The organism is Nocardia macrotermitis (assembly GCF_009604405.1).
In the GTDB taxonomy this organism is placed as follows: Bacteria; Actinomycetota; Actinomycetes; order Mycobacteriales; family Mycobacteriaceae; genus Nocardia; species Nocardia macrotermitis.
In genome coordinates this window covers 207,820-221,223 of sequence record NZ_WEGK01000005.1, presented here as the reverse complement: position 1 = coordinate 221,223, position 13,404 = coordinate 207,820, and the positions used below count along the sequence as shown (strand labels likewise).

The following is a 13,404-nucleotide window of genomic DNA, read 5'->3' as shown; positions in this document are numbered from 1 at the left end:
TTCGTCCGGGGACCCTACGTCGGACGGTCGGGGTCGGGCCATCGATCCGACCGGGGTTCGGTGGGGGCGGTGGGCAGCAGGTAACCTCTTACCGGATGGTTAGTGTCACGGCCTCCGCGCGTCCGCAGCCCGCCACCCGCCGCATGAGGCGTGTCGCCTGGCTGGCTCCGCCGACCCTGCTCACCGTTTCGGTGCTGTGGCTGGCCCATCCCTCGTGGCCGCTGACGCCGATCAGTCGCGGATTCATCGATCTGCAGGTGTACCGGCTCGGGGTGCAGGCCGCGATGCACGGCGTCGACATGTACGGGTCGCTGCCCAAGACCACGCTGGACATCAGCCTGCCGTTCATCTATCCGCCGTTCGCGGCGATCGCGCTGGGCCCGTTCGCGCTGCTGCCGTGGGATGCCGCGCACATCAGTTTCTTCGTCGTCTCGACGCTCGCGATGACGATCACGATCTATCTGGCCGCGCGCCGCCTGTGGGGTTATCGCGGCACCGAGACGGTGCTGTGGGCGGCGGCCTGCGCGGCCCCGCTGGGCATGCTGCTCGAACCGATCCACTCGACGCTGGACTTCGGTCAGGTCAACCTGATCCTGATGGTGCTGGTCGCCGCGGACTGCCTGACCGAGAATCCGAAGTGGAAGCGCGGCATCGGCGTCGGTCTCGCGGCCGCGATCAAACTCACCCCCGCCGCGTTCGTGCTGTACTTCCTGGTCCGCCGCGACTACAAGGCCGCCATCACCGCCGCGGTCACCGGTGCGGTGGCCAGTGCGCTGGCCTTCGCGGCGATGCCGCAGGAGTCGATGCGGTACTGGTTCGGCGGTATGGGCAACGTGTCCGGGCTGAGCGGTTCGGCGTTCCACACCAATCAGTCGATCCAGGGTGTGCTGGCGCGGCTCCAGGTTCCCGAACCCGCCTTCACCGGTCTGTGGCTGGCGCTGAGTCTGGTGCTGTTGGTCCTGGTCGTCGCCGCCATGCGCCGCGCGATCGACAATCCGCCGCTGGCGATGTCGTTCAACGCCGTGTTCACGCTGCTGGTCTCCCCCATCTCCTGGTCCCACCACTGGGTCTGGATCGCGCCCGCGCTGCTCGCCGCCGTCGGCGCGGCCACCAAGCTTCCGCTCCGCACCGCGCTGATCTGGTACGCGGTGACGCTGGCCACCGCCACCATCTTCGTCATCGGCCCGCAGAACCAACTCCCCGGCGACAACAACCGCGAATTCGCCTGGACCGCTTGGCAACACATCTACGGCGACACCTACGTCTGGCTGAGCGTGCTGCTCGTCGCGTGGTACGTCCTGGTCACACCCCGTAACCCCGAACCGCTGCTGCCCCCGTCGATCCGCAACCTGCGTTCCCGCGCCGCCGCGGAGGCCTGAGCCGAATACCGTCCTGCGACACGGCCTTCGGATCGGCCGAGCCGAACATGTCACACCCTTTCGGTATGGTCCCGGTCAACCGAGAGATGAGGACGGTATGAGTACGCCGGGGTTTGCGCCGAATACGCTTGACGACGAAGGCTTTCCGCTCTGGATCAGCGGGTTGGAGCACGACGATCCCAATCACTGTGTGCACGTGGTGAAGGGGTTGGAACCGGCCGAGGCGCTGGAGGCGCTCGGCGCGAAGTCGCGGCTGTTCCGGCCGTGCGAGCTACCGGATCACAAGCCGGAGCGGATGTCCCTGCCGCAGGCGGCGCTCGGTGCGGCGATGGGTGACGCGTCGGCGGCGCTGCTGGCGGGGCGGATCGGCGAATGGACCTTCGTCTACGACGATTTCGGCGCCACCGACGAGGTGGCGGCGCTGTCCGCCGACGGGCGGGTCGCGGCCATGAGCTACTTCTCCATCAACGCCGATGCCAGCCTGCTGTACTGCGTCGACGGCGAGGAGGTCCTCTGGGTCAACGTCGACGACCTGGTCCTCGAGACCGACCTCCCCGAGATGCCGCCCGAGTTGCGCGCCGCGTTCGAGGCGGCGGGCACCGTCCCCGCCGATTACCTCGAGCCCGGCGAGGCCGATTTCGCCGTCTGCATGCGCGCGATCAGCGCCCTCGCGGGCGTCTACACCCTCGACGACCTACGCCGAATCCCTTTGCTGGTAACGCCTTTCGGATGATCCGAACATCCCCGCCCCGGCCGACTCACGCCGCCGGACCTCGGTTTCGGCGGTGCTCATGATTCCCACCGAATCGGCGGGTGAGTCGCGATCACCGGCGCAGTTCAAGTTCCGTTCGGAAACTGATCACCCGCCCACAACCTCGCCCTGGCAGCTTGGCGACGTGCACGCTGTGGCGAAGACGGAATCGGGTCGGATGGTCGAGCGGTTTCATCGCGCCTGCGAGCTGGTGGTCGCGCGGCTGCCGTTCGGGCTGAATACCGTTGTGGCACCGACACTTCTGGGGTTCGGGGTGATCAACAGCGCGACGTTCGGGCTCGATCTGCTGCTGTTGACGGTGATGCGCAGCGGGTTCGGCTGGCCGGTGCCGGTCGCGGTGACCGTGGCGTACGCGTGCGCGTTCGGGGTGAGTTACGTCCTGAACCGGACGCTGAACTTCCGCTCGCATTCGGCGGTGGGGCCGCAGCTCGCGGTGTACATCGCCGTCGTCGTGGTGAACTATCTGGCCTTCATCCTCGGCATATCGGCGGGACTGTCGCTGCTCGGCGTCGAATATCATCTGGCCCGCCTCGTCTCGGGGGCCTGCGAGGCGGCGTTCATGTACTGCGCGATGCGGTGGGTGGTGTTCCGGCGGCCGGGGTGACGCCGGTCAGAGCTGTGCGGCCGCCGCGCGCAATATCTCGCGGGAGTGGTCGGGGGTTTCGGCCTGGAGGCTGACCCGCTCCATGACGCGACGGTAGTCCTCCACGTCGTCCGGACGGTCCATGTACAGCGAACTGGCCAGCTGCTCGGTGTAGACCATGTCGGGTAGCTCGGGCTCGGCGAAACGCAGGATGGTGAACGAACCGCCCAGCGCCGCGTGCCCGCCCGCGGAGAACGGCAGCACCTGGATGGTGACGTGTGTGTGGTCGCACATGTACAGCAGATGTTCGAGCTGGGCGCGCAGTACGTTCGCGCCGCCGACCGGTCGGTGCAGCACCGATTCGTCCACGATCGCCCACAGCGTGGGGCCACTCTCGCGCTCGAGCAGCTCCTGACGACGTTTGCGCAGCTCCACCCGACGTCCCGTCTCGGCGTTCGTATGTCCGAGCGCGACCACCGCACGGGCGTACGCCTCGGTCTGCAACAGCCCCGGCACCAGCTGCGCCTCGTAGGTCCGGATCGACAACGCCGCGTGTTCGAGCCCGAGATACGTCTCGAACCAGGCGGGCATCAGATCGCTGTAGCGATGCCACCACCCGGGCTGGTTGGCCCGGCGCACCACCTCGAGGAAGGACTGCACCTCGGCGTCCTCGAACACCCCGTACATGGCCAGCAGATCCCGGACGTCACGTTCCTTGAAACTCGTACGCCCCAGTTCGAGCCTGCTGATCTTGGCGTGCGAACCACGGATGTGCGCGCCGGCCCGCCCCGCGTCGATACCGGCCGCGAGACGGAGCTTGCGTAGTTGTCCCCCGACCATGATCCGCAGTGCGACCGGGCCACGTTCGGCGACGATATGGTCCAAGCCCGAGATCCGGAAGAACTCTGCGGCCATGAATCTGCTCCGATTGGTCGAAGGTCCCGGCGATGGCGTGGCAGCACCCCACCGGTCGTGTAGAGCACCGCGTCGGGTGTCCATGTTATAGCCCGGCGAGGTGGGGAGTCGAATCCCGGTCGAACCCCTCACCGTCCCAAGAGATGTCATGTCGGCGAAACCGGACGAACTCCACGAGGAGAGCATCGTGCGATATTCGGACACCGAATTCGTTGCGGCACTGCATCTTCCGGACTCATATCGGCAATTGCGCTGCGCCTTGCGGGATTTCGATCCGAAACCCCGACCATCGTCCTCGACGATTCCGACCTCGTTCCGAACGACTCGGATCGCGGTCCGCGGACGACCCGATTCGCCCCGGCGGAACCGGGACGCGTGCCCCTCCCGCAACGCGGGAGCGCACCCCCGCAACCGAAAAAATCGAGTGACTCGACCGGCCGACGCTGGAATACTTTCGCGCGACCGATGAGTTGAGGGAATCGACCCCGTCCGTACTCATGTGGCTCCGAGAGCACCCGCCGGATCTCCGGCATCGGGCCACCCGTCGTTCAACGCCCGATAGTCGCTCCGGAGGTAACCCGATGTCCGCCCAACTAGACGTTCGTCCAACGAAACGGCGGACGCCGGTCGTGATCCGGCTCCTGGTCCTGGCGACCTTCGTGGTGATCCTGAACGAGACCATCATGATCAACGCGATCCCGCGCCTGATGACCGATCTGCACGTCACCGAGATCGCCGCGCAGTGGGTGTCCACGGCGTTCATGCTGGCCATGGCCGCGATCATTCCGGTGACCGGCTGGTTCCTGCAGCGGGTCAGCACTCGCCGCGCCTACGCGATCGCGATGAGCGTGTTCCTGGCCGGGACCGCGATCGCGGCGGTCTCGCCGTCCTTCGCATTCCTGCTGGTCGGACGCGTCGTCCAGGCGGGCGGCACGGCGGTGATGATGCCGCTGCTGATGACCACACTGATGACGGTGGTGGACGAACGCGATCGCGGCCGGGTCATGGGCAACGTCACCCTGGCCATCTCGGTAGCGCCGGCCATGGGTCCGGTCATCTCCGGTCTGGTGTTGCAGATCGCTTCCTGGCGTTGGCTTTTCGTGCTGGTGCTGCCGATCGCGGCGGGCGTGGCGTGGTTCGGGCTGCGGAATCTGGAGAACATCGGCGAACCGGAGACCGGCTCGATCGACTGGCTCAGCGTGGTGCTCGCGGCATTGGGATTCGGCGGTCTGGTGTACGGGCTGAGCCTGTTCGGCCAGGGCAGCGTGGTGGAGCCGGTGTCGATCGTGGTCGCCGGAATCGCGTTGATCGGCGCCTTCGTCTGGCGGCAGATCATGTTGCAGCGCAATGGAACTCCGCTGCTGGATCTGCGCACGCTGACGCACGGCGCGTACACCAAGGGCCTGATCCTGATGTCGATCGCATTCCTGGCGATGCTCGGCGCGACCATGCTGCTGCCGCTGTACCTGCAGAACCTGCGGCATCTGAGCCCGCTCGAAACCGGTCTGCTGGTGATGCCCGGCGGCCTGGCGATGGGCCTGCTCGGACCGACCATCGGGCGGGTGTTCGACCGATTCGGCGGGCGCATCCTGGTGATTCCCGGTTCGATCGGCATCACCGCCGCGCTGGCCGGGCTGACGCAGCTGTCGCTGAGCACGCCGTACTGGATCCTGCTGGCGCTGCACATCCTGCTGATGTTGTCGCTGGCCGCGGCCTTCACGCCGGTGTTCACGCTGAGCCTGGGCGCGCTGCCGGAACATCTGTACTCGCACGGCAGTTCCATGCTCGGCACCTTGCAGCAGGTCGCGGCCGCATTCGGTACCGCACTGGTGATCACGGTGATGTCCAGTCGCGCGACCTCGCTGATCGCGCACGGCACCGACCCGATCGCGGCGAATCTGAACGGGTTGCAGTGGGCGTTCGTCGTGTCGGCCGGGTTGTCGGTGCTGGTGATCGTCACGGCCGTGCTGCTGCCGAACCGGTCCGGTAATACTCCACTGGAGGAGTTGGCCGAATCCGATTCCCCCACAACGGAACTGGTCGACGACTGATCCGAGCCACAGAATATCGCCGAGGGGCGCGAGATTGTCTCGCGCCCCTCGGCATTCGCATCCGGGGAATCAGTTCATAGAAATTACATTCTCCAAATAAGAGAATCCTGCTCTATGCTGATCGGGTGTCCGTTTCAGACGTCGAACCGGGTTCGACCATCCCCGAACTACTTCGACGTTGCGTGCGGGCGGTCGGACCCGAACCGTACGTCGTGACCACGGACGATCGCCTCACCTACGCCGAGGCCGATCGACGTTCCGCCGCTATCGCGCGGCGGCTGCTGCACAAGGGCATCGGTAAGGGCGCGCGGATCGGACTGTTCTTCACCAACGGTCCCGAATGGGTGACATGGTGGCTCGCGATCGGCCGCATCGGCGCGGTGGCGGTGCCGCTGAGCACCATGTACGCACCGGCCGAGATCCGGAAGGTGTTGCGGCTGGCGGATATTCAGCTGCTCGTCGCGCCGGGCCGCATCCTGTCCACCGATACCGCCGAGACGTTCGAAAAGGCGCTGCCCGGACTCGCCACCGCGACGGCGGGCGTGCTGCAACTGCCCGACACGCCGTATCTGCGGGAAATCGTCCTGACCGACGACCCGGCCCGCACCTGGGCGACCCGCTGGAGCGACGACCTGCCCGCGGTGTCGCCGGAGATCCTCGCCGCGGTCGAGCACGAGGTCTCACCGGCGGATCCCGCGATCATGATCCACACCTCCGGATCCACCGCCGACCCCAAGGGCGTCCTGCACACGCACGGGACGCTGGTCCGGCAGACGAGTACCTGGCCCGCGGCGATCCGGCACGTCACCGGGGTGGCGGGCACGCCGCGCATCCTGTGCGCGATGCCGATGTTCTGGATCGGCGGTGTGCTGGCCGCGACGGGCGCGCTGCACGAACCGGTCACCCTGCTGGTCCTGCCGCGCCTGGAACCCGGCGCCGGACTGGATCTCATCGAACGCGAACGCGCCGCCGGGGTGATCGGCTGGCCCGCGTTCACCCAGCGCCTGCGCGAGCACCCCACCTTCGCCGACCGCGACCTGTCCAGCGCGCCCATGCTGCGCGACGGACCGCTCGACATCGCGATGGCCGGTGTGCCGGAACAGTTTCCGGTACACCGCAGCCTGACCGAGACCGCGGGCAGCTTCGCGTACACCGAGATCCGCGTCGTCACAGCGGACGGCGCCGAGGCGACCGACGGCAGCGTCGGCGAACTGCTCATCCGCGGCCCCGGCGTCATGAGCGGCTACAACAAACGCGAACGCGCCGAGGTCTTCGACCCCGACGGCTGGTACCACACCGGCGACCTGGTCTACCGCGTCACCGACGACCCGCGCCTGTTCTACGTCGGCCGCACCAGCGAACTGATCAAATCGGCGGGCGCGAACGTCTCCCCGCGCGAAGTGGAAGCCGTCGTCGAATCCTTCGACGACGTCCGCCAATGCATAGTGCTGGGCATCGAGGACCCCACCCGCGGCGAACAGGTCTGCGCCGTCGTCATCCCGGCCACCCCCGACATCGACCCGCACTCCCTACCCACCCGCACCCGCGCACAACTCTCCGCCTACAAGGTCCCGACCCGCTGGTTCGTCACCACGAGCGACCGAATCCCCACCCTGCCATCGGGCAAACTCGACCGTCGCCGGCTACGCACCCTGATCCTCGAGGACGCCCTCACCTGAGTTGTCCGGACCGCGCAACCCTCATCCCCGATTCAGCGATCGTGGTACTTGGGTACCGTGGTTCCCGGAGGTGGAGCATGACCGCATCAGGTACCGACGCATCCAAACGGCCAGCGCCCCTGACGATCGATCCGGCGACCGATGAGATACGCCGCGGCATGGTCGAATCGACGACGGTCCTCGACGGATCGCTCACCGCCAGCGTTGCCATGCTGACCGGTCTATCTCCTGAACGCATCGAGGAACTCGGGGGCGTCGGCGACTGGGCATGAGGCGATGGGTTCCTCCCATGGGAGGAGCCCAGCCTCGTTTTTCCTTCTGCCGGAGGATACGTTGCCGCACAGCACTTTTCGATAATCGATTCGTGAAATACAGACTCGCTCGAAACGGTGATCACAAGAATTCGATGCGACTCCGCGTCCTGGCGGGGGCGGCCGTCACGGTCGCGGTGCTGCCTTCGGCGGGAGTCGCGCAGGCGATGGTGAACGGGACTCCGGTGACCGATCCGAGTACCGCACAATGGGTCGCGACCATCGATCCGATCGGCACGGGCTCGCTGTTCGACACCGCGGGATGTGGTGGGGCGCTGGTGAGTTCGGATCGGGTCGTCACCGCGGGACATTGCGTGGACGAGTTGGATCCGTATCGGATGCGGATCCACATCAACGCTCGGACCCTGTCCCGGGACCCGGGCATCGTGCGCGGGGTGCGAGGCATCGTCGTCGCGCCGGGGTATACGGCCGTGCCCACTCCTGGGGACGCCGATCCGAACGACGCCAGCGGGCGTGACGACCTGGCGGTGATCCTGCTGGACCGCCCCGTCGACGGCGTACCCGTGTTGCCGATCGCGTCGAGCCGCCCCGCCCCGGGTACGCCGATTTCGGTTTTCGCGCACGGCAATACGGGCAAGGCGGTCTCGTTCGAAGATCCCGCCTACCGCGACGACACACTGCATCGCGGCAACCTCACGGTCATATCCCACGCCGATTGCGCCGCGGCCACCCCGGCGACGATCGACGAGCGGTCCGTGCTGTGCGCCCAGGACACCGTGACGCACCGCGTCGGCGGCTGCTGGCGGGACAGTGGCAGTCCCGCGGTGCACTATGTGCGGGGGCGGCCGGAGCTGGTGGGGCTGTTCAGTTTCGGTGGCGAAACCGCGGGTAAGGAGTGCGCTCCGACATTCGAGGGCCTCGCCGATCCGACCGCATTCCGGGACTGGATCCTCGGACCGCTGAGTGCCCACGAACCGTATCCCACCGGCGAGCCCGTCGTCCGAAAGACGAGCGGATCCCTGCATTGCGTTCCACCGCAATGGGATTCGGTGCGCGGACGACCGCCGACGAGCAGTTCGGTCGACTGGTCGACCCTCACCTGGATGGGTTCGCTGCCGGTCCTGACGCCGATCCCGGGCGCCACCAGCGCGGATCTCCCGGACCACGGGAAGGGCGAGGTGGTGTGCGCCGTCACCGCGGCCAACTCCGGCGGAACCATCCGAACCTGGTCCAGCGGTGTGCATCTCGCGGGCTGACGCGATTCGTCATCCGGAGGGGAGATGATGATTGCCATGCACCGCACTGTGCCTCGCACCGATCTCGTTCTGGGGATCGTCGCGTTGCTGTTCACCGGGCTGTCCTGGACGCTCGCGGCGATGTCGATACGCGACCACGCGATCGAATACCTGTGTCTGGCAGTGTTTTCCACCGGTGTCGCGGCGGCGGTCCCCGTGCGACGCACCCGGCCGGTCACGTCGTTCGCGATCACCTGTGTGATGTTCGGCGCGATGGCGGTCACCGCGCAGCTCTCACCGGTTTATCTGAGCGTCGAGCCGATTCTGCTCTTCGCGCCGATCTCGCTGCTGGCGGTCACCGAGTACGCGCGATCCTGGTGGTGGGGGCCGGTCGGGCTGGTGATCGGCATTGTGGTGAGCCTCGGGAGTCCCGCCGTCAGGATGGAGCATTTCGCCTGGTCGGTGACGTATCACGTGGTGGTGCTCGCGGCCGAGTATCTGTGGGGTAGCCGCAGGCGCGCGGTCCGCGCCGCACACGAGCGTGACCTGGCGGCGGCGCGCGGCAACGAACGCGCTCGCATCGCGGCCGAACTGCACGACGTCCTGGGGCATACGTTGGTCGCGGTGCGGGCGCAGGCCGGGGCCGGGCTGGTGATCGCCGAACGTCGCGGTGAGTCGACGGCCGAGGTGTTGCGCACGGTCGCCGAGATCACCAAGGATGCGCTCGGCGACGTCCGTCATCTGGTCGGGCTGCTGCGTGACGGACACGACGGGACCGCGTCCGCCGATTCGTTCGCCGACCTGCGCGACACCGTGCGGCGGGCCCGCGCCGCCGGGGTCACCGTCGAGGAGGAATTGCCCTCCGACGTGGAACTCGTTGTCTGGCAACAGACCTGGCCCGCGCCGATCCGGCTGGCGGTGCTGCGCGTGGTGCGCGAGGCGGTCACCAATGTCATCAAACACGCCGGGCCCGGGGCGAGCATGCGGGTGCGGATCGGCCGGGAATCCGGGAACTGTGTGGTGGTCATCGAAAACACCGGCGTCGTCCCGCGCAACCTCGGCGCGGGCCGCGGCCTGGCCGGACTGCGCGAACGAATGTCGTCGGTCGGCGGCACTCTGGAGGTCGTCCCCACCGAGTCCGGGGTCCGCTTGGCCGCCCGGATTCCGACGCGGACACCGGACGGTTATCCATAAGTCAGATGCTCGGGTTTCCTTGGCGCACTTCACCTGTCAGATGCTCGAGTCTCCCTGGTGCACTTCACCTGTCAGATGCTCGAGTCTCCCTGGTGCACTTCACCTGTCAGATGCTCGAGTCTCCCTGGTGCACTTCACCTGTCAGATGCGCGAGTTTCCTTGGCGCACTTCATATTCAGATTCGAGCAGTACGCAAACGGCAGCAGTTCGATTCAGGCCCGACACAATTCCGCCCGGCCGACAGCGCCGCACTTCCACTGAGCGCAGAACGCGATCAACGCACCAGTCCGGCGGCATGCGCGAGCACCACGAGGGCAACTCGATCACGACAGCCGAGCTTGGTCAGCAGGTTGCGCACATGCGTTTTGACCGTCGTCTCGGCAATACAAAGCCGTTCGGCCACTTCGGAATTCGTATGCCCGATCGCGATCAGCCCGAGCACATCCAGTTCACGAGGACTCAGCCCGGACAAGGTCCGATGCGCCCCGGCGGGCGGCTGGTCAGGAGTGGCGCCGCCGCGTCGATAGGCGTCGAACAGGTGCGTGGTGGCCGTCGGAGAGATCACCGCGCCACCCGCGTGCACCGCGCGAATAGCCGCCGGAAGTTCATGCGGCTCACAGTCTTTGAGCAGAAACCCAGCAGCTCCAGCCGAAACCGCCTCCACCACATAAGAATCCACATTGAAGGTCGTCAGCACGATAACCCGCGGACGCGGGCCCGCCCGAACGATCTCCCGAGTCGCGGCAACCCCGTCCATCTCCGGCATCCGAATGTCCAACAGCAGCACATCCACCGGCTGTTCCCGGCACAGCCGCACCGCATCCCGCCCGGTCCGCCCACCGGTCAGCACCCGAAAATCCGGCTCATCGGCCAACAGCATCTCGAACGCCGAGGCAACCAGCGGCTGATCATCCACCACCGCAACATTGATCGGACCCACGCCGCCCCCTGACACCTCGGCCGAACATCCGCGCCGATCACCAATTGTGCCCGCCAGGATAGCGCCGACATACGGCCCACGGTGACGTCCCCGAACATCCGGAAGCATGACGAGGTACGGCATGGCCAGTGGTTTGCATTGGGGCCGAACGCTTTTCCCAACTCCCGAGCCGAATCACGCCTGGAGTCATCAAGGCCCGAACGGTCGGCAACCACGACGAATCTCCCTTGAACAGTCCGCGCGGAACAACCGTATGCAACACTGACGCGGTGCAGCCCAAACGCAGAATCCACTTCGTGGGCAGCTTGCCCGCACAGTTGGACAGTCCAGGCAAGGCAATGGCGTTCGCAGTCGACACGGCCGGTGAATTCCTGGACGGCGTGGTTCCCGGCGGCGAAGCGGATCCGTATCGCGCCCAGTGGTATATCAGGCCCATCATCGACCGGCTCGACGACATCCCGGCGCTGGAGCCCGTGCGTCGCGGTGACTGGTCGACGCTACGTTCCCGCAACACCTTTCGGCTTCGGAAAGGCCGCTCGCTGGCCGAGGCCGATCTCGACTCCGCGCTCGGCTACGCGGCAGAGACCGAGCACGCCGTCGAGGCGCTGACCGAGATGCGCCTGACCGATCCCGGACTTCGCTTGCAGGTGGGCATTCCGACGCCCTTCGTCATCGGTTTCATCGCCTTCGAGGCACGGATGCTGGTGTGGCGTCGCGGTTCGGCCCGCGGCGGCGAGCGAGCCTTCCCGTATTACCGGCCGATCGTCGACGCCACCGTCAGGGAGATCGTCCGAATCCACGAGGCGTTGGGCGACAACGCCGTATTCCAACTCGAACTGGCCGCGGAGACGCTCCTGTGCGCGCGGACGCCCGCGCCCGTGCGGCAGCGCCTCGCCACCGCGGCGGGCCGGGCGATCGCACGCCTGGTGACCCGCACACCGCACGGGGCCCGTTTCGGGGTGCACCTGTGCTACGGGAGCCTCGACGACAAGCCCGCCGTGGCGCCGCGATCGACGGCCGCGGTCGTCACGCTGGCCAACGCGATAGCGCGATACTGGCCCGCGGGAAGGCATCTCGATTTCGTCCACCTGCCCGTCGGCAACGGCAAGCAGGCGCCGATCCAGCCGCAGTACTACGCACCCCTGGCGCACCTCGAAATGCCTGCCGACACCCGTGTCATCGCCGGGCTCGCGCTTCCGACGCAGCCGCTGGCGCAAGCGAGACAGGCACTGGCAGCGGCGGAATCGGCCTATGGCGACAAATTGGACGTCGCGGCCCCCTGTGGTCTAGGCCGCTATACGACCGTCGATCGGGCGCGATCGGCGGTGGAACACGCGGTCGCCCTGGCCGAAACGGATCTGTGAGACGCACGGTGTCGCCGAACTCCTCGGCGACACCGTGCGGTAATCCGGGTCCGACCGGCGAAAGCAGTGGAGTCGGGTGCGCGCGGCCCCGGCACCACGCACCGGATCTTGTTGTGTCGGTACATGGTTCGCCGATGATTCGAATCGGCGGATATGCGCAGGGCTGTACGCTCGCGGCGGCGATCGGCTACGGTTACATCCGTGGTCGAAGGAACCGAGGGGCCCGCGCCGGAAAGCGACCGAACGCCGCACCCGTTCGAGGGGCAGCTGACCTCCGCCCGGGTGTACGACTATCTGTTGGGCGGAAAAGACAACCGCGCCATAGATCGAGGCATGGCGCACCAAATGCTCTCCTGCGCACCCGAACTCAAGACGCTGGCCTGGTTCACCCGGAATTTCCTGCACACCGCGGTCCGAAAGGCCGCCGAGGCGGGTATTCGTCAATTCGTCGATATCGGCTCGGGTATCCCGAACTCGCCCAACGTGCACGAGGTGGCTCGGGAGATCGAACCGTCGGCGCGGGTGGTGTATGTGGATTACGATCCGGTCGTGGTCACCCATTGCGATGCGCTGCTGGCCAATTCACCCGGTGTCACAGCACTGCTGGGCGACGTCCGTCATCCCGGCGACATCCTCGCTCAGCTGCACGACCGCAGCCTGATCGACCTCGACGAGCCGGTAGCCATCCTGCTCATCAGCGTGCTGCACTACGTGATGGACGACGAGCACCCCGCCGAGATCACCGCCGCCCTGCGCGATCGGCTGGCACCGGGCAGTTATCTGGCGATCGCGCATGGTTCCAGTGATTCCGACCCGGAGATACTCCAGGTACTCACCGGCCTCGACGACACGTCGGCCCAGGTCGCCTATCGGTCCACCGCGCAGACGCAGACCTTCCTCGACGGCTTCGAATTGCTCGACCCCGGTGTAGTGCCGGTGCAACAGTGGCTGGGCCCCGACCTGCCGGAAACCCGAATGGTCATGCTCGGTGCAATCGGACGCAAACCCTGAGTGCGAACC

General features: G+C 66.8%; 12 protein-coding genes. 10 read left to right on the top strand and 2 right to left on the bottom strand.

The annotated features are described in order from the left end of the window. Window positions 1-95: 95 nt before the first annotated feature. The 3 genes from NRB20_RS13870 (at window position 96) to NRB20_RS13860 (ending at window position 2,755) form a co-directional block, all read left to right on the top strand. Window positions 96-1,379, top strand: coding sequence for a glycosyltransferase 87 family protein (locus tag NRB20_RS13870; RefSeq protein WP_153410522.1), 1,284 nt, complete (start codon window positions 96-98; stop codon window positions 1,377-1,379). A 97-nt stretch (window positions 1,380-1,476) separates the two neighbouring features. Next, window positions 1,477-2,112: a DUF6461 domain-containing protein gene (locus NRB20_RS13865; protein WP_153410521.1), complete on the top strand. Its 636-nt coding sequence runs from the start codon at window positions 1,477-1,479 to the stop codon at window positions 2,110-2,112. A 196-nt stretch (window positions 2,113-2,308) separates the two neighbouring features. Beyond that, window positions 2,309-2,755: a GtrA family protein gene (locus NRB20_RS13860; RefSeq protein WP_153410776.1), complete on the top strand. Its 447-nt coding sequence runs from the start codon at window positions 2,309-2,311 to the stop codon at window positions 2,753-2,755. Between the two features lie 6 nt (window positions 2,756-2,761). Here the strand turns inward: NRB20_RS13860 and NRB20_RS13855 are convergent, their stop codons facing one another. Beyond that, entirely contained in the window at window positions 2,762-3,649 is an 888-nt protein-coding gene (locus NRB20_RS13855; RefSeq protein WP_153410520.1) for a helix-turn-helix domain-containing protein, read from the bottom strand. Window positions 3,650-4,278: 629 nt separating this feature from the next. On the opposite strand from NRB20_RS13855, the gene NRB20_RS13850 reads away from it, so the two are divergent. From NRB20_RS13850 to NRB20_RS13830, 5 genes are all read left to right on the top strand, one after another. Further along, window positions 4,279-5,700, top strand: a complete 1,422-nt coding sequence (locus NRB20_RS13850) for an MDR family MFS transporter (RefSeq protein WP_406603823.1) — start codon at window positions 4,279-4,281, stop codon at window positions 5,698-5,700. Window positions 5,701-5,825: 125 nt separating this feature from the next. After that, entirely contained in the window at window positions 5,826-7,379 is a 1,554-nt protein-coding gene (locus NRB20_RS13845; RefSeq protein WP_319944874.1) for a class I adenylate-forming enzyme family protein, read from the top strand. A gap of 77 nt (window positions 7,380-7,456) precedes the next feature. Further along, window positions 7,457-7,651 (top strand): hypothetical protein, encoded by a 195-nt coding sequence (locus NRB20_RS13840; protein ID WP_153410517.1) that lies wholly within the window; start codon window positions 7,457-7,459, stop codon window positions 7,649-7,651. Between the two features lie 92 nt (window positions 7,652-7,743). After that, window positions 7,744-8,907, top strand: coding sequence for a S1 family peptidase (locus NRB20_RS13835; RefSeq protein WP_194289841.1), 1,164 nt, complete (start codon window positions 7,744-7,746; stop codon window positions 8,905-8,907). Window positions 8,908-8,943: 36 nt separating this feature from the next. Beyond that, window positions 8,944-10,080, top strand: a complete 1,137-nt coding sequence (locus tag NRB20_RS13830) for a sensor histidine kinase (protein ID WP_194289840.1) — start codon at window positions 8,944-8,946, stop codon at window positions 10,078-10,080. Between the two features lie 274 nt (window positions 10,081-10,354). Here NRB20_RS13830 and NRB20_RS13825 read toward each other — a convergent pair whose 3' ends face one another. Beyond that, a complete protein-coding gene (locus NRB20_RS13825; RefSeq protein ID WP_153410775.1) occupies window positions 10,355-11,128 on the bottom strand; it encodes a response regulator in 774 nt (257 codons plus the stop codon). Window positions 11,129-11,316: 188 nt separating this feature from the next. Between NRB20_RS13825 and NRB20_RS13820 the strand changes: the two genes are divergently transcribed. Further along, the gene (locus NRB20_RS13820) at window positions 11,317-12,384 is read left to right on the top strand and encodes a hypothetical protein (RefSeq protein ID WP_153410514.1); all 1,068 of its coding nucleotides are present in this window, start codon (window positions 11,317-11,319) and stop codon (window positions 12,382-12,384) included. 201 nt (window positions 12,385-12,585) lie between these two features. Then, window positions 12,586-13,395 (top strand): SAM-dependent methyltransferase, encoded by an 810-nt coding sequence (locus tag NRB20_RS13815; RefSeq protein ID WP_319944873.1) that lies wholly within the window; start codon window positions 12,586-12,588, stop codon window positions 13,393-13,395. The last annotated feature ends 9 nt before the right edge of the window (window positions 13,396-13,404 follow it).